The organism is Rhodococcus sp. 5G237, assembly GCF_053764735.1.
The window spans coordinates 1-18,339 of sequence record NZ_JBSNCD010000007.1 but is presented as its reverse complement, the minus strand read 5'-3'; the positions used below and the strand labels follow the sequence as shown (position 1 = coordinate 18,339).

Below are 18,339 nucleotides of genomic sequence, written 5' to 3'. Positions count from 1 at the left end.
TCATCGCGCGAACTGCACTGACTGGTACCGACCGCCCTGTACGCCGCGCCGAGAACTTCAGCGGTCGCGGTAATACGCCCGGATCGCGCGGCTCATCACCTTGATCTCGCGGGTCCGCTCGTGCCGCAACCGGGCATCGGACCGGGCCGCGATCCATTCGTTCTCACGCCGCAGTTTGCGATGACTCTCCACTCGCCGGGCATCGAGGTCGCCACAGTCGACGGCGGCGTGGACCGCACATCCCGGCTCGGTCTCGTGCGAACAGTCCGTAAAGCGGCAGTACTGAGCGAGCTCGTCGATCTCGGGGGAAGGCGGAACGGTGTCGACGTTCGCGGGGAGAACCTGCTCTCCCGAACGTCCCGACGCGTCGGCACGACGAATCGCGCCGGTACGCGGCAGCACCGCACAGACGGTGACCGACCCGCACGATCCGGCCGGGAGTTCCCTGGATATCGTTGTTCGCGAACCGTTCCGCGATCTGCTCGGACCAGCCGTACTCGACCAGCGGATCGGTTCCGGGTGGGACATCCGGGTGCACGGTGACTCCTGGATCATGACGAGGCACGGGTGGTCCGCTCCGACAGATCCGATGGTGAACTTCGCACCCCGGCAATGCAATCGAATTTCCGCGTGCATCCTCAACCGCGGTGGGCCGACAGCAACCAGGCCGGGAGCATCGAGCGACCCTTGTCGTCCCGCGGCCACGCGGCAGCATCCTCGTCGCCGAGAAACGCGTGGATGAACGCCGGCCGCACGTCGTCGACGGTCCAGAACTCGGCAACCGCGTCGCGCAACTCGTCGTACGTCACCGGATTGGGGCCCTGCCCCTCTTCCGGAAAGGCGTCCTTCGAGAAGGCAAGGACGAAGAAGGACGCACTCGGAGCAGCGGCACGGGTGACGGCGCTCAGGTAAGCGCGACGCCGGTCCACGGGCAGCGAATGGAACAAGGTGCTGTCGACGATCGTCGCGAACCGGCCGTCGAACCCCGTGAACGAAGTGATATCGGCGACCTTGAAGGTCGCGGTAGTCAGACCCCGCTCCGACGCCGCGGCCCGAGCTGCCTCGATGGCGGTCGGCGACAGATCGAGACCCACCACCGTGTACCCCCGTGCCGCCAGATGGAGGGAGGTCTCGGCATGTCCGCAGCCCGCGTCGAGCACGTCGCTGCGGAATCCGCCCTCGTCGATCAATCGGGCGATCTCGGGCTGGGGTTCGCCGATGTTCCACGGTACGGGTCCCGAAAACCCTTCGGCGACGCCCCGGTAGATGTCGTCCCACGGTGCAACCTGGCCGTCCTCGGTCATGGATCCGACGGCACGCCCGCCGCCGGATCCACCGCACCGATTCCGAATTCGACACCCGTAACCGGTTCACTCGACCGGGTTCGTGAGGAAGGATCGACAAGCGCCACCGCTCGAGAGGGGAACTCACTCGTGATCGAAACTGCTGCATCTGCACCCGCCGGTCCCGGCCGGGAACGTCAGGGGGTCGTGTACCGCAACGGAGCGCTGGGCCGGCGTCCGGCCGTTCCGACGTCCTTCGGCGACCTCGAACGCGCCGCGCGGCGTGCGAGTTCGAAGCGGGCCTGGGCGTATGTCGCGGGCGGTGCCGGCGAGGGACGCACGATGCGCAACAATCGGCGCGCGTTCGATCGATGGGCGATCGTCCCGCGCATGGCCCACGGTGTCACCGAACGCGACCTGCATACGACCGTGGCGGGCACGTCGCTCTCCTCGCCGCTGCTGCTGGCCCCGATCGGGGCGGGAGCGTTGATGGCCGCCGACAGCGACCTGGCGATCGCGCGGGCGGCCGCCGCGACCGGCGTGCCGTACATCTTCTCCAATCAGGGCTGCAATTCCATGGAGGACTGCGCTGCCGCAATGAGCTCTGCGTCCCGCTGGTTCCAGCTGTACTGGAGTTCCGACGAGGATCTCGTCGACAGCCTGCTGCGACGCGCCGAAGCAGCCGGCGCCGAGGCCGTCGTCGTCACCCTCGACACGACGATGCTGGGATGGCGTCCGCAAGACCTGAATCTCGGGTCGCTGCCGTTCGCGCGCGGCGAGGGCATCGCCCAGTACACCTCGGATCCCCGCTTCCTCGACATCGTCCGGCAGCGGATCGACGCCGCCCGCGAGATGGTGACGGAGCGACCCGACGTCACGCTCGGCGCGCTCCGCACATTGCTGTCGATGACCCGCAACCATCCGGGTCGATTCCTCGACAACCTCCGCTCCCCCGTGCCGCGCGCCGCCGCGGAGACCTTCCTCGACATCTACTCCAATCCGGGACTGAGCTGGGAGCATCTGGCGACGTTGCGGGATCGGACGCGACTTCCCATTGTGCTCAAGGGAATTCTGCATCCCGACGATGCGCGTCGCGCCGTGGACCTCGGAATCGACGCGATCGTCGTGTCGAACCACGGTGGACGCCAGGTCGACGGATCGATCGCCTCGCTCGATGCCCTGCTCGACATCCGTGCCGCGATCGGCCGGGAGCTTACCGTGCTGCTGGACAGCGGGATCCGAAGCGGTGCCGACGTCTTCGTCGCGCTCGCGCTCGGCGCGGACGCCGTGCTGCTCGGCCGGCCCTACATGTACGGATTGGCGATCGCAGGTCGACAGGGTGTCGAGGAGGTGATCCGCAACGTGATCGCCGAGTTCGACCTCACCATGGCATTGACCGGCGCCCGATCGATCGCCGACATCGACGAACGGTTCGTCCGGCCGAATCCCTCCTTCTGAGACAGGGTCAGGCCTTGCGCGCACGCACCTTGCGGTAGGGAGTCTCGTCGATGCGCGTGGTGATCTCGGCGACCATCTTGTCGTACGACTCGTTCTTACGAGCGATGCCGATGAGCCGCTTGGTGGTGCGTGCCGCGGCGCGCAGATTCATCGGGCGCCCCTCGATTCCGTACATCAGGCGCGCCCACTCCGGCAGCAGCGACAGCATGCCGTCCTGCACGACGACGAAGGTGAACACCTTCACCGGATTGCCCCACAGGTTCGGCTTGCGGAGCGCGTGCGTCACCTCGGCGGCCGCGAGCGACAGCGACAGCCAGTGACGCTGCTCGTCGACGTACGCCTCGAGGTCGGCCCGGGTAGCGGGCAGGCGGGCCGGGTCCGCACCGACGAGTTCTGCGGCGATGTGCTGTTCGACGACGAACTTGTCCTGCTCGGCCGGGGTCAGGTCGAGGCCGAAGGATTCCGCACCGCGCAGCAGCGCGAACGCGAGGGCGTTGTGCGTCCAGTCGATCCACGCGGGCTCGTCGGCGCGCAGTGTGGTGCCGGTGTGCGGGTCGTCCCAGACGGCGTGCGCGTGCATGCGGCGCACCGAGGCTGCGGCGGCATCCGCATGGGCCTTGTCACCGAACATGACCGTGTCGAGATAGCGGCCGGTGCGCTCGTCCCGCCCCTTCGGATCGACGTACGCGGCCGACGCGTGCTCGAACAGCCGCATCATCCCGGGGTTGAGTGCCTGCAGCAGCAGACCCGCCATGCCCGCGACGCGGGAGGACGGGTCGGCGTACACCTTCCACGAGACGGAGCCGGGGCCGAAGTAGCCGTCGTCTTCACGCGGCGCGTTCCGGGCAGGGTGGGGGGTGGTTGCGGTCACGGGTGAGGGCTCCTTCAGCACCGGGGGGAGTGCATGTCGGGAGGATGTTATTTCCGTATGCGAAGTTTCGCGGCGCCGCGCGCGCCCGTCACCGCACATTCACCCCGGAAGATCACCTCATGTCTTCAGGTACGCCAGCGCCGACCGGGCGGCGTGGTAGCCGCACATGCCGTGCGCCCCGGCACCCGGCGGAGTCGCCGCCGAGCACAGGTACACGCCGGGAACGCCGGTCGCGTACGGGTCCAGTGCCGGGCGGGGCCGGAGCACGAGCTGCACCGCACTGTTGGCTCCGGTGACGATGTCGCCGCCCACGTAGTTCGCGTTGTGGACGGACATCTCCGTCGTCGTCCGCACGTGCACGGCACGAATCGTGTCGCGGAAGCCCGGGGCGAACCGTTCGATCTGAGTGGTGATCGGCTCGGTCGCGTCGCCGGTGTATCCGTGCGGGACGTGCGCGTAGGCGTAGAGCGGGTTCAGGTTCCCTGCGGAGCGCGACGGGTCGGCGAGGAACTGCTGGCCGACCAGGACGTAGGGGCGATCGGGCATGATCCCCCGGTTCACCTGGCGTTCGGCTGCCGCCGTCTCGGCGTACGAACCGCAGACGTGGACGGTGCCGGCGCGGCGGGACGGTTCGTGCTGCCAGGGCACGGTGCCCTCGACGGCGTACTCGACCTTAAACGCCCCCGGACCGTGCTTGTACCGACGGTAGGCACGGGCGGTGCGGCGGGGCAGCCTGTCGCCGACGATCCGCACGGCGTCGGCGGGTGAGGTGTCGAGGAGCACCAGGTCGGGGTTGCCGAGTTCGTCGAGGGACTCCACGCGTACCCCGGTTTCGACGGTGCCGCCGTTCTTCTCGATCAGTGACGCCATCGCTGCGGCGATGGCGCGCGATCCGCCCTGCGCGACCGGCCACCCGTAGGCGTGCGCGGCCGTGCCCAGCGCGACGCCGATGGCCGAGGACATCGGCGAGCCGAAGGGCCGCAGGGCGTGGGCCGCCACCCCACCGAAGAGGGCGCGCGCCTCGGGTGTGGACCAGGCGCGTGCGAGCACGTCGGCGGGCATCGCGGCGAACATCCCGAATCTGGCGAGTAACACCGGATGGACGGGCACGTGCAGCATCGGGCGCAGGAAGTCCTCGGTGATGCCGCCGAATCGTTCGGTCAGTGCGCCGAAGATCCGGTGCCACCTGGCCCCGTCGGTCCCGAGTTCCGCGGCGGTGTCGGCCACGGATCGATAGGCCGCGCCGCCACGTCCGCCGTCGAGCGGGTGGGTGTACTGCACCTCGGGCCACGACCAGCTCAGCCCGTGTTCCGCGAGGTCGTACTCCCGGCTGAAGGGTGTGTCCACGGCCAGCGGGTGGAAGCCGCTGCATTCGTCGTGGAGCAGGCTCGGCAGGGTCAGTTCGCTGCTGCGCGTACCGCCACCGATCGTCTCTGCTGCCTCGAGCACTCGTACCCGTACGCCCTCGGAGGAGAGGACGACGGCGGCAGCGAGCCCGTTGGGCCCGCTGCCGACTATCACCGCGTCGGTCATGCTCCAACCTTGACACGATCGGGCCGGACCTGCGGGTGGAGGTAGGCCGTCCCGGCCGGTTCGTAGCCGGCCATCCGCCAGGTGACGGTGTGCGGGATCGGGCCGTCGGGCAGCCACGGCTGCGCAGAGACCGCGTCCTCGATGTGATAGTGACCGCGCTCGACGACACCGAGCGCCGCGTCGATCACCTTGTAGTCCAGCGTCTTCCGATGGATCGGCTGGGACTCGATCCACACGATGACGCATTCTCCCGGTTCGAACCGGCACCGTTCCTGCACCGCGCTGATGGTCTGCTCGTTGTGCAGGTGACCGTCGCCGAACTGCCAGCCCACCAGGGTCGTGCAGGTGAACTCGCCTTCGCGGATGCGGTAGTTCTCGAGCTTGTCGAGGTGCCGCATCATCAGCGACATCAGGCCGCGACCCTGGCTGTGCATGGTGCGCCATGCGACTGCCTTCTGCATGAAGATCTCGGCGACCTCCTTGCCGAACGCCCCACTCAGCTGGTCGATCTGGTTGTCGTTGAACTTGGTGAGGTTCTCGTTGAGCTTGTTCTCCGCCTCGTCACCGCGGAAGGCCCACAGGGCCGACGCCCAGTTGCCGGCGTACTGACGCATCGACGGCAGGAAGGAGACGAGGTCGGGGCGCAGGTTGCCGAGGATCGGGAACAGCAGGAAGGCAACGAGGATCGGCGCGAGGATCCAGACGGAGCTTACATCGCCCACCCCGTAGCCGGCGCCGGCGGGGAATCCACCGAAGAGCCAGACGGCGGCGAACATGTAGAAGACGTTCCACTCGAGCGGGACCGCCAGCGGGAAGGTCGAGGTGATGAAGATGTGGAACATGACCATGCCGATGATGGCGAGCCAGGTGATCGTCGTGTTCGTCGAGAACAGCAGCACCAGCGGGACGACGAGTTCGACGACGGTGCCGCAGACGTGGGCAAGGAACCAGCTGACCTTCGACGGACGAAGATCCTGCGGGAAGTTGCGGTAGAGCGAGCGCTTGAACCGCTTCGAAGTGATCCACGGGGTGTTGCTGAGCATCGGCGGGATCACATTGGTGAAGTGGTGACCGAATTTGGAGACACCTGCGCCGAACCACACGGTGACCAGCGCGATCTTGGCGGCCAGGATCATGTCGACGTGGTTGCTGAAGATGCCGAAGAAGAACATGACGGCGACGTACTGTTCCGAGCGTGCGGCCAGGAAGACCACGCGGTCGCGCAGACCCATGACGACGATGAGGCCGACATAGGTCAGCAGCGCCCACTGCGGGAGCAACCCGACCTCGCTTCCCGGCAGGGCAGCGGTCGTGACGCCGGGTCCGAGCAGTAGGAACAGCAGCGTGGCCAGGAGCGCGAAGTAGATCGCGACATCGACGACGGTGCGATGGTCACCGCGGGTGAACGGCACCACCTTCGGCCAGGGTGGGAGCCGCAGGGTGCCGCGGCGGGTCCAGTAACGCCAGCCACCCGTGAACGGCTTGAACTTGAACGCCAGCGGGCCGGAGGACGACGCGTAGCCGGTGATCTCGAACAGGATCGTCCACACCATCAGCTTCTGGTAGACGATCGGCTCGCCCCACCAGTCGGCGAGATCGGCGAAACCCAGTCCGGGCGTGGTGAGTCCGACGACCGCCACCCCACCGAGAACGTAGAAGATCAGCTTGTACACGTAGAGCATGTGCATCTGTTTGGGGCTGCCGAAACCGTATTCGGCCCAGTGGGTCGCCAGCACCCGCATGCGCTCCATGAAGGGCATGTCGTCGTAGGTGGCCGGGTCGACCGGTGGCATGTCTGCCGTCTTGAATCCCATTGTGACTCCTGAAGGTGGGCAGGGCTCATCACCGCGAGGGGCACTCGCGTCGAGGTAGGACGAGGGATGAGGGTCAGGCGTGTTGCAATGCGCGCCTGAGTGAGGGTTTGTCGATCTTGCCGACGGGGTTCTTCGGTAGCGCGTCGAGGATGTCGATCCGCTCGGGCACCTTCGCGCGCATCAGGTGCCGCCGGCAGTGCTCGAGGAGGTCCTCGGCGGTCGTCGTCGCATCCGGGTACAGCACCACGTAGGCGACGGGAACCTCGCCGAGGACCGGGTCGGGCCGCCCGACGACCGCGGCTTCGAGAACGTCGTCGACCGAGGTCAGGACGGTTTCGATCTCCTTGGGATAGATGTTCTCGCCTCCGCGGATGATCATGTCCTTGACGCGGTCGACGATGCGCAGATAACCGTCCTCGTCCAGGATCCCGATGTCCCCGGTGTGCAGCCAACCGTCGCGGACGGTCTCGGCGGTCGCATCGGGGCGATCGAGGTAGCCACGCATGACCGTCGGTCCCGCGATGACCACCTCCCCTGTCTCGCCGGGTGCCAGCAGCTCACCCTCCGGGGACATGATCCCGATCCGCTGTCCGGGCAGTGCAGGTCCGACCGTTCCGAGTTTGCGGACACCGTCGACGGGATTGCAGGCGGACGCACAGGTCGCTTCGGTGAGTCCGTACCCCTCGACCATGACGAAGCCGAAGCGGTCGTGGCACCGCTGCAGCAGTTCCTTCGATACCGGCGCGGCGCCGCACACCACGAACCGCAGCGACGAGGTGTCGGGGCTCACGGTGTCGGGCAGCGCCGCGAGCATCGCGTAGATCGCGGGTACAGCGGAAAAGTATGTGGGACGGAGCTTTTCCACGTGGTCGAAGAACCGGGTCGCGGAGAACGACCCGACGACACTGAGCTGTCCGTGCGAACGCCAGACCGCCAGTGCACTCACCATGATCGCGTTGACATGGAACAATGGCAGGACGAGCATGCAGTGGTCGTCGGCGGTGAGACGGAAATGCTGCGCCATCGTCGACGACATCGCCTCGGCGTTGTCGTGATCGAGCATCACCCCCTTCGGCCGTCCGGTGGACCCGCTGGTGTAGATGACCAGGCTCGATTCGTCGCCGCGCAGGGCCACAGGGTCGGGGCCGTCGCCCTCGTCGGCGAGATCGTCCACTGCGATGCTGGGTCGGCCGCCGGCCGGTGCGTCGACCGAGTGGTTGACCACCAGGACAGCGCGGGAGTCCGAGATCTGATACGCCGCTTCCGATTCCGTGAACGCCGGATTGACAGGTGTCGCAGCAGCACCGAGACGCCACGCCGCGAGCATCGCGACGAGCAGTTCGACCCGGTTCGGCAGCATGATCGCGACGATGTCGCCCGCGCCGACGCCGTGCCGCGCGAACTGTGCTGCGACAGCGCGGGTTCGGTCGTCGAGCTGAGCGTAGGTGAGTTCGAGCCTGTCGTCCCGGACCGCCGTACGAGAGCGATCCTCGGCGGGGACGTTCCAGGGGAGGAAGGGAAAGCGGGAGAAGGGCATCTACAGCTCCTCGGTCCGACGAGCACGTATCGGTTGTGATGCACGACACTATGCTGCCGGCGTGATCCAGGACACGTCCCCGCGAGACCAACTTCGACGCTTCTCTTGTCGATTCTGCACAAAAATCGGGTCAGCGGCCGGACGAACGCTTCTCCTTGGGAATCAGCACGGGTCGTCCGAGCACGTGACAGACGTGCAGAGCCAGCTCGAGATCCAGTCGATTGTCGGAGATCGGCCGTCCCCGTTCGTCCTCCGCCTTCTGCAGCCGGTACTTCACGGTGTTCCGGTGGAGGATCAGTTCCTCGGAGGTCTGCACATAGCTTCCGCCGGTCCGCAGGAACACTCGCGTCGTGTCCCGCAACCGCTCCGCGGCCGGGCTGTCGATCGCGAGCCGCCCCAGCGTATCGGCGACGAAACGCCTGGTCGTCGCGAGATCGCGCGCCAGCACCGCCGTCGCGGACATGCCGTCCTCGCCGTAGTACACCGCTCGGCTGTGCCGAACGGTCGCGGTGCTCGCGACGATCCGCACCGCCTCGGCCTGCTCGTGACTCCGCCGGAATCCCGCGACCCCGACCGCCGGCTTCCCGAACGCCACGCGCAACCCGGGGACGGCCTGCACAGCCGTCCGAAGGCGTGACACGTCGACGACGGTGCCACCGGCCGTCGTCGTCCACAACCAGGCCGTGCGCCGATCCACTGGTACGAACAGGGGTGAGCCTCCCCCACCGGCCGCGACGGTGAGAGTCTCTGCCGCCACCGCGAGCGCGGGTGTCTGGTCCGCGCCCTGGGCCGGGCCTTCGATCCACGCGATCGCACCGAGGTGGGTTCCGTCGAGCCGGTAACCGGTCTTCGTCGCGAACTCCTCGGTATCGAATGCACCGCCGCTCAACACCTGCTCCACCAGCGCCGACGTCACGTTCTCGGACTGCTGGACCAGCACCCGCTGCTCCTCTTCGTGCGCGTCGAGCACGACGCGCGTCATCCAGTCCACGTACTTGTGCATCCACCCGGCGAAATGATGGAGCAGCTCGAGTTTCAGGTCGGGTGCACAATCGAGCTGCTGGATCTCGGCGAACACCTGGTTGAGCAGGTCGTCGGAGCCGATGTGGTACGCCCGCCGCAGCGCCGCCGCAGGAACGCCGTGCCGCGCGAGCCTCACCGCATACTCCGTGGCCGCGGTGATCGGCTGAATGCGATCGAGCGGGATGTCGTGGCTGATCATGTGCAGGATCGTGGCGACATTGCCCTCCACACTCGCCCGCAGCATGTCCGTCAGTTCGGACTCGCCGAGATCCTCGACGACCGACTCGATCGCCGCGTCCATGCTCGCAACGATCTCGTCGGACCGCCGTTGCAGCCGCTCACCGACCACCACGACGAGTTCCTGCACCTCGACGGCACGCGCATCCTTCGGCGGAGTCCCGCCTCGGGCGTCATCGTCCATTGCACTCGTCTACCAGAAAACTCGATCTGCAGGTCGTGCTTGCGCCGAACGGCATCGCCGCCGGGAACGGTCAGAAGGCGTATGCCGCCGGCACCACCAGCACGGACAACGCCAGCATGCCCAGACAATTGACCCAGAACGACCGTCCCAGGAACCCGGCCCGCACGTGCGCAACCGCAGCGCACACGAAATAACCGACCACGGCGACCGCGGCTGCGGCTCCGATTCCCGGATATGCCGGCCCCACCAGCAACCCGGCAGCCGCCAGCAGCTTCACCACTACGAGAGCCCACCACCAGTCCCGGGGGAATCCCACCCCGTCCAGGCACTCGCTGATGAATCGTGGCGGGTGGATCGACAACAGCGCATCCCCCACCAGAATCGCCGCCAACACCACCGACAGCCACCACCACGCGGTTGTCGCGATCATTCCTGTCCCCCTTTGTCATCCGTTGGATCGGTCGAGCACGAGCTCGATGACCTCACGCAGTTGGTCCACTTCGGATCCGCCGACGGTTGCACTGTTGCCCGCGGTCAGGAGCAGACCGAGGTACGCGAAGTACACGATGCGTGCGCCACGTCCGGCGTCGGGCGCGTCCAGTCCGGCGCGACGGAAGGTGTCTTCCAGCTCCGAGACGAGTGCCACTGCCAGCCCCTCGAAGATCTCCGATTCGTGTCTACCGCGCACGATCACCGCCGCGTATTCACGTGAAAGATCCTGGTCCTGAACGAAGTACGCGACGAAGGGCGCGAACAACTCCAGAACGGCCGTGACCGCGGAGGGCGCATCGAGTTCGTCCTGCGTCGAGGCCTCCCGCCGTTCCCGGTGCACCCCGGCGATCCACTCGTCGAACACTGCGACCAGCAACGCATCCTTGTCGCCGACGGCCATCACGGTTCCGACGCTCACCCTTGCCGCGGATGCGATCTGCCGAACGGTCGTCGCGGCGAAACCCTGTTCACGGAACAGTGTCTCTGCGGCGGCGAGTACCACCCGCCGGGTGACGTCCCGTTTCTCGGCACGAGACTGAACACGTTCAGTGAACATGTTCACGATCATGTACGGCGGTGCGCTTCACGTCAACAGGTACGTGAAACGGAATCCGGCGAAAGTCGTCGCGTCAGCCGGTGGCTTCGTCCCGGCATGCCGCATAGCCTCCGGCGACGAAGGTCGTCGCGGAGCAGTACACGGCCTCGGGATAGTACGGACCCATCACCGTCGCGGGATCGGTGCCGGTCGCCTGCGAGGCCTGGATCGACTGCGGGTAGAAGGCCGACGACGGCAGCATGTAGCGCAGGAACAGCACCTTCTTCGGCACAGTGGCATCGCCCCACGGCAGCACGGTCACGGTCGGGTCGGCGACCGAGGGAAGATCGGCGGGCGCAGCGATCACGTACGTGTAGTAGCCCGACGCGTCGAGCGCGGTCTCGAAGTCGCCGGCACACGCCACCACCGGATACGGCGAGACCAGATCGTTCTGACACATCGACCAGTACCGCACCTGCTGATCGGGAACCGTGACCGGCACTCCCGCACGGGTGTCGGGGAACAGTGGCGCCTTGGCCCGCACCACGACGATCCGCCCCGGCTGGTAGGTCAGCGCCGTTCCGAGATACTTGTTGTCGCCGTTGGGGAACAGGCCCGACGAACTCGCCGGGTTCACGAACACCGTCTCGGGTGCGCCACCGGGGAACGCACCGCTCGCCGCACCGGCGATGACCTGGTCGAAACCTGCCTGCGCGAACTGTGCGACGGGTCCGGTGTAGGAGTTCGGGTCGAACGGTTGCTCGCACGGCTGCCTGAGCATCGTCGCCCCACCGAGGCGCATGGTCACCTCGGGCAACGGCACGCCGCCGCTGACAGATGTGGCGTCGTCGGGCACGTACACGCGGATGATCAGGAAACCCACCGGGGTGCTCTGCCCCTCTGGAACCCCGCGGATCTCGTTGCGCGCGTGGTCCGCCGGACCGGGTACCACGGTGGCATGCCACTTCTGCTGTGACGGAGGAAGATTCCGCGCCGCCGCATCCGCGAACGGGTTCCCGCTGCCCGGATCCGGCACGATCATGTCGTCACGCAGCGTGTCGACGGTGTCGAAGTTCGTGCCGTAGGTGTTGAGCGAGAAGTATCGTGCGGCCGGATAGGTTCCGGACACCTCGATCGAGTCGCCCGGCCCCAGCGCATAGGGCAGCACCCAGTAGGTGGCGTTGACGTCGGGGAACGCCACGTTGAGCACCGTCTCGTTCGACATGAACCGCCACGCGCACAAGGCCGGTTCGGCGCCGGCGGCCGGGGGCACGGTGACCGTGATGCTCGCGCACAGGAACGCGATCGCGGCGACGAGGCGAGCGCGGAGGGCTCGGGACGAATTGCGGGACACGGAGGCTCCGTTCGTCGCATCCACGATAAACGCAGGTCACCGCCTGTGGAACGGATTCGGTGGACGAGATCGTCGATTTCCCCCTCGCCGCGTCAGGCGAGGAGCGCGGCGTCGAGCACTCGGCGCGCCGCTGCGGCATCGTCGATGTGGATCGCGAACCGGCTCACGAGCGCCGGACGGCGGCGATGTTCGAAGAATGCCGGCAGCAGGGCCTCGACGGGTTCCGCGAGGACGAGGTCGAGATTGGTGCCGTCGGGACCGGGCAGGAACAGCACCTCGCCGTCCACGCCCGTCTCCGTCGGCTGGAAGCGATGGCGCGGGATGCATCGCTGCAGGTTGTCGGCATCGATATGGGCCACGACCTGATGCCCGGAGCGCAGGACCAGGCCGTCCCGCGTCAGAAGATGCGGGTTGACGACACGATCCGCGAGCCACCCCACGAGAGGAAGAAGCGAGTACACCGACACGATCAACAAGGTCCAGCGCAGCCATTCCCAGGGCACGAGTATGTGGACCACCGCGATCTCGATGACCGACGCCACAAGCCACGCGATCGGCACGCTCATCGTGCCGCGGGTGTAGCCGATCGTCGTCACCCCGGGGCCGGCGCCGACGCGACGTCCTCGTATCAGGAACCACAGTGCGCGGTAGCTTCTCAACTCCGCGCGCATCAGGGTCGCGGGCACGCGGCCGACGAGCTCGTCGAGCACCCCCGCCCACGGTATTCCGGATCGGCGTAGAACTCGGACGCGCAGTGCGCCGACGATCAGCACCAGGATCCCGAGAGGTAACTCGAAGCCGAGCCAGACCTTCACTGCTGTCGCCGGTGTGAAGACGCCCAGCGCAGCGAGGACGGCGTTCGTACAAGCCACCGCCACGGTGAGGACGAGGGCGGCTCGGTGGGCGAGCCGGACGGTGCGCCCGGTCATGCCCGCGTTCCGTCCTGCTGCCGTCTCGACTGTGCGGCGACGCGCCGGACGAACCCGATCGCGACGGCCTGCTGGGCCGGGTCCGGAAGGAACTCGGCGAGCACCTCGGTGTTCGATTCGAGGGCAGTTGCCGCCTCGGCCGCCCACGAGCCGAGCACCTCCGCCATGATCGGGATGTCGTCGAGCAGCGCGGTCATGCCGTCGATGACGGCGGTGATCTCGTCGGCTGCCGCGGTGGGATCCTGTCCGGCGAGCGCTCCGAAGCGTCGGTAGACGGCGACCATCGCGTGCCGTTGTTCGGGGTCGTCGAGCAGGGTTCGCATGGCGTCGAGATACTCCGGCGATGCCTGCCCGGTGAGTGCGAGCATCTCCCAGCTGTCGCGTTCGCGGACGAACAGCGACCGGGTGTGCGGGTCGTCCTCGCCGTCGATGAGTTCGTCGAACGCGTCGACGATCGGTGACGGCAAGGGCGAGAGCCGGTCGCCGGCGCGGTGGCGTTCGAGGATCGCGGCGAGAGCATCACGCTTGACCTGCAGGGTCCGGATCTGAACATCCGCCGCCTCGAGCAGCGATTCGAGGTCTGCGGTGAGGTCGGACTCGGCATCGCGGTCGGCGCCGTCGGTGAAGTGGCCGCCGAGGACGGTCGCCACCGAACCCAGTGGAACACCCGACTGGGCCAACCATCGGATGCGCAGCAGGCGCACCAGGTCGGCGAGTTCGTAGTCGCGGTATCCGTTGGGTGTCCGTAGGGGTTCGGGCATGAGCCCGAGCCGGTGGTAGTGCCGGACGGCGCGAACGGTGGTTCCTGCGGCCTGGGCCAAGTCGCTGATCCTCATGGCTTCAGCATCGACCCTGACGCTACGTCAGGGTCAAGTCGTGGATGCGGCGCGCCTCGGCTGGGAACAACCCGAGGAGGACGGAGGTTGAGTGCAGTAAGGTAGTTGACAAATCAACTACATGCCTGAGAGGGGTTACCGTGCCTGCCGTAACTGTCGACAACGTTCTCACTCTTCCCCGCGTGGAAGAGCCCGCACCCGACGCGCTCTCGCGTCCCGTCCTGTCCGTGACCACCGCACCGCGCGGCTTCGAAGGCGAAGGCTTCCCGGTTCGCCGTGCGTTCGCGGGCATCGAGACGAAGTACCTCGATCCGTTCATCCACATGGATCAGATGGGCGAGGTGAACTACGCGCCCGGCGAACCGAAAGGCACACCCTGGCATCCGCACCGCGGCTTCGAGACCGTCACCTACATGATCGACGGCATCATGCAGCACCGCGACTCCCACGGAGGCGGCGGCACCATCGGTGGCGGCGATACCCAGTGGATGACCGCCGGCAGTGGCATCCTGCACATCGAAGCCCCACCGGAACATCTCGTGGTCAGCGGTGGACTGTTCCACGGCGTGCAACTGTGGGTGAACCTGCCCAAGGCCGAGAAGTTCGTCGCCCCGCGGTACCAGGACATCGGCGGCGGCGAGGTCGCCCTGCTGTCCTCGGCCGACGGTGGCGCGCTCATCCGCGTGATCGCCGGAGAACTCGACGGGCGCCGCGGCCCCGGTTCGACGTACACGCCGATCACCCTGCTGCACGCGACCGTGGCACCGGGAGCGAGCGTCACCCTGCCGTGGAACCCTGAGTTCAACGCCCTGGCATACGTGCTCGCCGGTGATGGCGCGGTCGGACCGGAACACCGTCCGATCCGGACCGGACAGACCGCCGTCTTCGGCAGGGGTGAGAGCCTGACCATCTCTGCTGCCGCGACGCAGGATTCGCGCACCGACGCCCTCGAGGTGTTCGTGCTCGGAGGCAAGCCGATTCGTGAACGCGTCGTCATGGCCGGTCCGTTCGTCATGAACACCCGCGCCGAGATCATCGAGGCGATGGAGGACTTCCAGGCCGGGCGATTCGGTTCCATTCCCGCCGTGCGCGGCTCGAACGAGAAAGGCCTGGACCGATAGTTGTGATTCGGGTGGTTTCGACCCCGGAAGCGAGGTCGAAACCACCCGAATCGTCTATCCACTGTGGTCCACGAAGCGATCGCCGACGAGCACGGGCACGGTCGCACTCTGATCGACCTCCGCCGCCACGGCGACATCGGATTCGTATCCCATGTCGATCAGCTCCCGACCGGATGCGCATGCTTCCAACGACGAGTTCACATTGCCTCGAACTGCATGCCAGGCGGCCACTGCCATCTCGGCCTCGGTCGACGCGGCCAGTTCCGGACGCCGAACCAACACGTCGGCAAGCACCGCGCCCGCACCCCACAGATCTTCGACGCACGGTCGCAGAGACCCGTCGGGCCACTTCTCGCCGGCGGCGATCACTGCCACGGTCGCACCCTCCGACAGCACGTCCGCGATCCATGCTGCCACCGCAGTGGCATTTCGCAGGCACGCTCCGACGACGACAGTCGACGACGTAGCCGGCAAGTATGCGATCGACGACCCGTTCGGCGAGGGCAGAACGAGGCGATGCAGGTTGTCGGCGTCGCGAACGGTGCGCGGAGACAGACTCACCTCCCCCGCCTCCGCTCGGCTACGCCCGACCGCCAGGACGGCATCATGTCTCGCGGCGTACTAGGTGGCCGAATCGTCTCTCGCCCAGTACGGCAACACCTCGATTCCACGATCCGCAGCGACCGACAGCGTCGTGGTGAACGACAGCACGTCCACCACGACCGAGATGTCGGAGGCCCCGAGAGCAACCGCTCCGGACAGGCCCCACTCGAAGCGAACAGAAGCATGCGACTGCTGGTGCGCGGGGTTCACGCCCCTACCCTCACACATGCCACGAATCCGGTGTTCCCGACCGCGCTGAGCGCGGTCGAGAACACCAAATTGTCGGCCGCGCCGCTTCTACGCCAGTGCCAGCGTCACGAGCGCGACCAGCGACGGCACGCTCTGGCACAGCGACCCGACGACCCCGGCCCCGCGTGGACGGCTCATGGCCACCCGGTCCGAGGCGAACAGTGCGATGCCGGCCAGGAACATGAACGAGCACGTGTAGACGACGAGGGTGCGGCCCGGCGTCTCGTGGCCGGTCCACCACAGGATCACGCCGGCGAGCGCTCCGGATCCGAGGAAGAGGTTGTAGAAGCCGACGTTGAACGCCCACATCCGCACCGGCTGGACGTCCTCGGTCGGGATGCGGAACACGTCTCGGTGGATGCTCGGACGGCGGAACAGGATCGTCTCCCACACGAAGACCAGCAGATGCACCGCGGCAGCGACCAGGGCCGCGAGTTGCGCAACGACGATCATGGCGAGACCCCCTCGGCGAATCGGATGCCGTAACGGGCGGCGATCTGCCCGAACCTGCTCATCAGTGCGTCCTCGGGCAGGTGCTCCTCCCCCAGCGCGTCGAGGTCGGTGAAGAAACCGCTCATCCCGGTCCCGTGGCAGACGAGGAGAAAAACCGCGTCGTCGGTGAGGACCGAGAAGCTGTTCGTCGTTCCCGCCGCGATGGTGAGCGTGTCACCGGCGGCGAGTTCGCAGCCCTCGCCGCCGAGGAGGACGAGGATCCGGCCGCGCAGCAGGTGGTAGGTCTTGGGCCAGGGCTCGGTGTGCAGCGGCGGTGGGCTGCCGCAGGGCGCCTCCACCAGCATGAGCTCGTAGGCGTCACCGGTGTGTTCACCGGACGACAGCACGGTGACGACGGCATCCGGCACCGACAATCGCCTGCCCGTACCGGCACATTGGAGATGAATCGTGGACACAACTGCGACGCTATGGATCCGGAAGCAGCCGGACCATCCCCTGAATCGGGGATGCTCCCGTCTTCCGGATCCGGCGCATACTGGGTTCATGCTCGAAGTGCGGGCGGAGCGGCTACGCCGCGAGATCCTGGAGTTCGCGGGCACCGGTGCCGGCGTCACCGCACTGCACCAGCGTGCCATCGAACTGGTCGATCGCACTGTACGCAGCGACCTGACGTGCTGGGCACTGTTCGATCCCCTGACCCCGGCATTCGGTTCGATGACCAGTGGGCGCAACCGCATTCCCTCCGAATACGAGCCATTACTCGCCGAATCGGAATGCGGTGGACACGATCCCGCGACCTTCGCAGACATCGCCCGCAGTGGACGAACGGTGGTGCGGGCCTCGGATCTACCGTCGACCGAAGTCGCCCACAGCCTTCGGCACGCTGCGGTATGGGGCCCGCTCGGACTCGACCGTGAGGTGCGGGTCGTCTTCACAGCGGACGGGTTCTGTTGGGGAGCAGCGGGTTTCGTCCGTTCGGGACCGGACTTCACGGAGCGGGAGCTGGAGTTCCTGACGATGGTCGCGCCGGCGGTGGCGGTCGCGACCCGGGCGGCCGCCGTCCACACCCTGCACGCGCGCCCCGGAGCCGATCCGGGACCGGCGGTGATCGTGACGGATCCAGCGGGTGAGCCGGTCTCATCGACGGTCGCGGCGCGGGCATGGGAGGAATGGCTCGCCGGTCCCCTGCGATTGGCACTGCTGTTGCGGGCGGCAACGTTCGGGGCTCGGGCGAGTCCGACCGGAGTGTTCCGGGCGCGTATCCGCAACGACGGTGGAGGCTGGATCGTCGTCCGTGCGGCGCCGTTGAGCACCGACGGCGACGAATCCCGCACCGCGGTCACGATCGAACCCGCGGCCGGCAGCGAGCTCACAGACATGCTGTTCGCTGCGTACGCGCTGACCGCCCGCGAGTGCGAGGTGTGCACCGACGTGCTGAGCGGACTGTCGACGGCCGAGATCGCTCGGCACCGGGGCATCACGCCGAACACGGTGCACGACCACCTCAAATCCGTCTATGCGAAGACGGGAGCGGGTAGTCGCGCGGAACTCGTCGCTCGGTTGGCCGGCCGGCAGGTGCCCCGGCCGTCGCTGTCGTCCCCTATCTAGCGCAGCACCACCGGGATCAGTTCGGTGGGCGCGTCGGACCCCGTGAACGCCGCGATTCGGGGCTGAGAATCCATGTCCTCGAGGATGGCGTGCTGGGCGGCCGGGGGCAGAGTGTGCAGGATCGAGCGCACCCGCTCCTGCCGACGCGCCACCGCCTGCCGCTCCGGCATCCCCGGCGTGGCCTGCATCTGCGGCACGATCCCCTCGACATCATCGACA

Annotated in this window: 17 protein-coding genes and 2 pseudogenes; 3 read left to right on the top strand and 16 right to left on the bottom strand. The window is 67.3% G+C overall.

Translation table 11 applies throughout. From position 1 onward, the window contains the following. Nucleotides 1-57: 57 nt before the first annotated feature. Together ACWPOC_RS17550 and ACWPOC_RS17545 are read right to left on the bottom strand one after the other, a co-directional pair. The gene (locus tag ACWPOC_RS17550; RefSeq protein ID WP_147414417.1) at nt 58-402 is read right to left on the bottom strand and encodes a ribosome small subunit-dependent GTPase A; all 345 of its coding nucleotides are present in this window, start codon (nt 400-402) and stop codon (nt 58-60) included. Between the two features lie 236 nt (nt 403-638). Beyond that, nucleotides 639-1,304 carry a class I SAM-dependent methyltransferase gene (locus ACWPOC_RS17545; protein WP_455409051.1) on the bottom strand — a complete coding sequence of 222 codons (666 nt, stop codon included), beginning with the start codon at nt 1,302-1,304 and terminating at the stop codon, nt 639-641. Between the two features lie 129 nt (nt 1,305-1,433). Between ACWPOC_RS17545 and ACWPOC_RS17540 the strand changes: the two genes are divergently transcribed. After that, nucleotides 1,434-2,741: an alpha-hydroxy-acid oxidizing protein gene (locus tag ACWPOC_RS17540; protein ID WP_455409050.1), complete on the top strand. Its 1,308-nt coding sequence runs from the start codon at nt 1,434-1,436 to the stop codon at nt 2,739-2,741. Between the two features lie 7 nt (nt 2,742-2,748). Here the strand turns inward: ACWPOC_RS17540 and ACWPOC_RS17535 are convergent, their stop codons facing one another. The 10 genes from ACWPOC_RS17535 to ACWPOC_RS17490 form a co-directional block, all read right to left on the bottom strand. Beyond that, complete coding sequence (locus ACWPOC_RS17535; RefSeq protein ID WP_229568132.1) at nt 2,749-3,612, bottom strand: oxygenase MpaB family protein; 864 nt, start codon at nt 3,610-3,612, stop codon at nt 2,749-2,751. A gap of 117 nt (nt 3,613-3,729) precedes the next feature. Beyond that, a complete protein-coding gene (locus tag ACWPOC_RS17530) occupies nt 3,730-5,145 on the bottom strand; it encodes a phytoene desaturase family protein (RefSeq protein ID WP_455409049.1) in 1,416 nt (471 codons plus the stop codon). Continuing rightward, on the bottom strand, nt 5,142-6,959 hold the full coding sequence (locus ACWPOC_RS17525; protein WP_455409048.1) for a DUF3556 domain-containing protein: 1,818 nt from the start codon (nt 6,957-6,959) through the stop codon (nt 5,142-5,144). Before ACWPOC_RS17525 ends, ACWPOC_RS17530 begins: the two co-directional genes overlap by 4 nt. A gap of 73 nt (nt 6,960-7,032) precedes the next feature. Further along, a complete protein-coding gene (locus ACWPOC_RS17520; protein ID WP_230791662.1) occupies nt 7,033-8,496 on the bottom strand; it encodes a class I adenylate-forming enzyme family protein in 1,464 nt (487 codons plus the stop codon). Nucleotides 8,497-8,626: 130 nt separating this feature from the next. Beyond that, nucleotides 8,627-9,940 (bottom strand): PucR family transcriptional regulator, encoded by a 1,314-nt coding sequence (locus ACWPOC_RS17515; RefSeq protein WP_455409047.1) that lies wholly within the window; start codon nt 9,938-9,940, stop codon nt 8,627-8,629. A 70-nt stretch (nt 9,941-10,010) separates the two neighbouring features. Beyond that, nucleotides 10,011-10,370 carry a DoxX family protein gene (locus ACWPOC_RS17510; protein WP_455409046.1) on the bottom strand — a complete coding sequence of 120 codons (360 nt, stop codon included), beginning with the start codon at nt 10,368-10,370 and terminating at the stop codon, nt 10,011-10,013. Nucleotides 10,371-10,385: 15 nt separating this feature from the next. After that, a complete protein-coding gene (locus ACWPOC_RS17505; RefSeq protein WP_455409045.1) occupies nt 10,386-10,988 on the bottom strand; it encodes a TetR/AcrR family transcriptional regulator in 603 nt (200 codons plus the stop codon). 73 nt (nt 10,989-11,061) lie between these two features. Further along, nucleotides 11,062-12,321, bottom strand: coding sequence for a hypothetical protein (locus ACWPOC_RS17500; protein WP_455409044.1), 1,260 nt, complete (start codon nt 12,319-12,321; stop codon nt 11,062-11,064). A gap of 92 nt (nt 12,322-12,413) precedes the next feature. Continuing rightward, nucleotides 12,414-13,250: a hypothetical protein gene (locus ACWPOC_RS17495; protein WP_455409043.1), complete on the bottom strand. Its 837-nt coding sequence runs from the start codon at nt 13,248-13,250 to the stop codon at nt 12,414-12,416. After that, entirely contained in the window at nt 13,247-14,086 is an 840-nt protein-coding gene (locus ACWPOC_RS17490; RefSeq protein ID WP_455409042.1) for a MerR family DNA-binding transcriptional regulator, read from the bottom strand. Before ACWPOC_RS17490 ends, ACWPOC_RS17495 begins: the two co-directional genes overlap by 4 nt. A 140-nt stretch (nt 14,087-14,226) precedes the next feature. Here ACWPOC_RS17490 and ACWPOC_RS17485 point away from each other — a divergent pair, with 140 nt between their 5' ends. Further along, nucleotides 14,227-15,207 carry a pirin family protein gene (locus tag ACWPOC_RS17485; RefSeq protein ID WP_455409041.1) on the top strand — a complete coding sequence of 327 codons (981 nt, stop codon included), beginning with the start codon at nt 14,227-14,229 and terminating at the stop codon, nt 15,205-15,207. 54 nt (nt 15,208-15,261) lie between these two features. Here ACWPOC_RS17485 and ACWPOC_RS17480 read toward each other — a convergent pair. From ACWPOC_RS17480 to ACWPOC_RS17470, 3 genes and pseudogenes are all read right to left on the bottom strand, one after another. Beyond that, nucleotides 15,262-16,020 (bottom strand): annotated as a pseudogene (locus ACWPOC_RS17480) (2-phosphosulfolactate phosphatase). Nucleotides 16,021-16,107: 87 nt separating this feature from the next. Then, complete coding sequence (locus tag ACWPOC_RS17475) at nt 16,108-16,512, bottom strand: DUF1304 domain-containing protein (protein WP_455409040.1); 405 nt, start codon at nt 16,510-16,512, stop codon at nt 16,108-16,110. Next, the gene (locus ACWPOC_RS17470) at nt 16,509-16,967 is read right to left on the bottom strand and encodes a hypothetical protein (RefSeq protein ID WP_455409039.1); all 459 of its coding nucleotides are present in this window, start codon (nt 16,965-16,967) and stop codon (nt 16,509-16,511) included. The genes ACWPOC_RS17475 and ACWPOC_RS17470 overlap by 4 nt, the downstream gene beginning before the upstream one ends. 88 nt (nt 16,968-17,055) lie before the next feature. Here ACWPOC_RS17470 and ACWPOC_RS17465 point away from each other — a divergent pair, with 88 nt between their 5' ends. Beyond that, nucleotides 17,056-18,120 (top strand): helix-turn-helix transcriptional regulator, encoded by a 1,065-nt coding sequence (locus ACWPOC_RS17465; RefSeq protein ID WP_455409038.1) that lies wholly within the window; start codon nt 17,056-17,058, stop codon nt 18,118-18,120. Here the strand turns inward: ACWPOC_RS17465 and ACWPOC_RS17460 are convergent. Continuing rightward, a pseudogene (locus tag ACWPOC_RS17460) lies at nt 18,117-18,339 on the bottom strand (ABC transporter ATP-binding protein); the annotation flags it as partial. The gene ACWPOC_RS17465 and the pseudogene ACWPOC_RS17460 sit on opposite strands and share 4 nt — an antisense overlap.

Bases quoted from the DNA above. Each gene is read 5' to 3' on its own strand.
- ACWPOC_RS17520 (WP_230791662.1), bottom strand. From the start codon at position 8,496: ATGCCCTTCTCCCGCTTTCCCTTCCTCCCCTGGAACGTCCCCGCCGAG.
- ACWPOC_RS17545 (WP_455409051.1), bottom strand. From the start codon at position 1,304: ATGACCGAGGACGGCCAGGTTGCACCGTGGGACGACATCTACCGGGGC.
- ACWPOC_RS17490 (WP_455409042.1), bottom strand. From the start codon at position 14,086: ATGAGGATCAGCGACTTGGCCCAGGCCGCAGGAACCACCGTTCGCGCC.
- ACWPOC_RS17475 (WP_455409040.1), bottom strand. From the start codon at position 16,512: ATGATCGTCGTTGCGCAACTCGCGGCCCTGGTCGCTGCCGCGGTGCAT.
- ACWPOC_RS17515 (WP_455409047.1), bottom strand. From the start codon at position 9,940: ATGGACGATGACGCCCGAGGCGGGACTCCGCCGAAGGATGCGCGTGCC.
- ACWPOC_RS17530 (WP_455409049.1), bottom strand. From the start codon at position 5,145: ATGACCGACGCGGTGATAGTCGGCAGCGGGCCCAACGGGCTCGCTGCC.
- ACWPOC_RS17510 (WP_455409046.1), bottom strand. From the start codon at position 10,370: ATGATCGCGACAACCGCGTGGTGGTGGCTGTCGGTGGTGTTGGCGGCG.
- ACWPOC_RS17465 (WP_455409038.1), top strand. From the start codon at position 17,056: ATGCTCGAAGTGCGGGCGGAGCGGCTACGCCGCGAGATCCTGGAGTTC.
- ACWPOC_RS17495 (WP_455409043.1), bottom strand. From the start codon at position 13,250: ATGACCGGGCGCACCGTCCGGCTCGCCCACCGAGCCGCCCTCGTCCTC.
- ACWPOC_RS17525 (WP_455409048.1), bottom strand. From the start codon at position 6,959: ATGGGATTCAAGACGGCAGACATGCCACCGGTCGACCCGGCCACCTAC.
- ACWPOC_RS17505 (WP_455409045.1), bottom strand. From the start codon at position 10,988: ATGTTCACTGAACGTGTTCAGTCTCGTGCCGAGAAACGGGACGTCACC.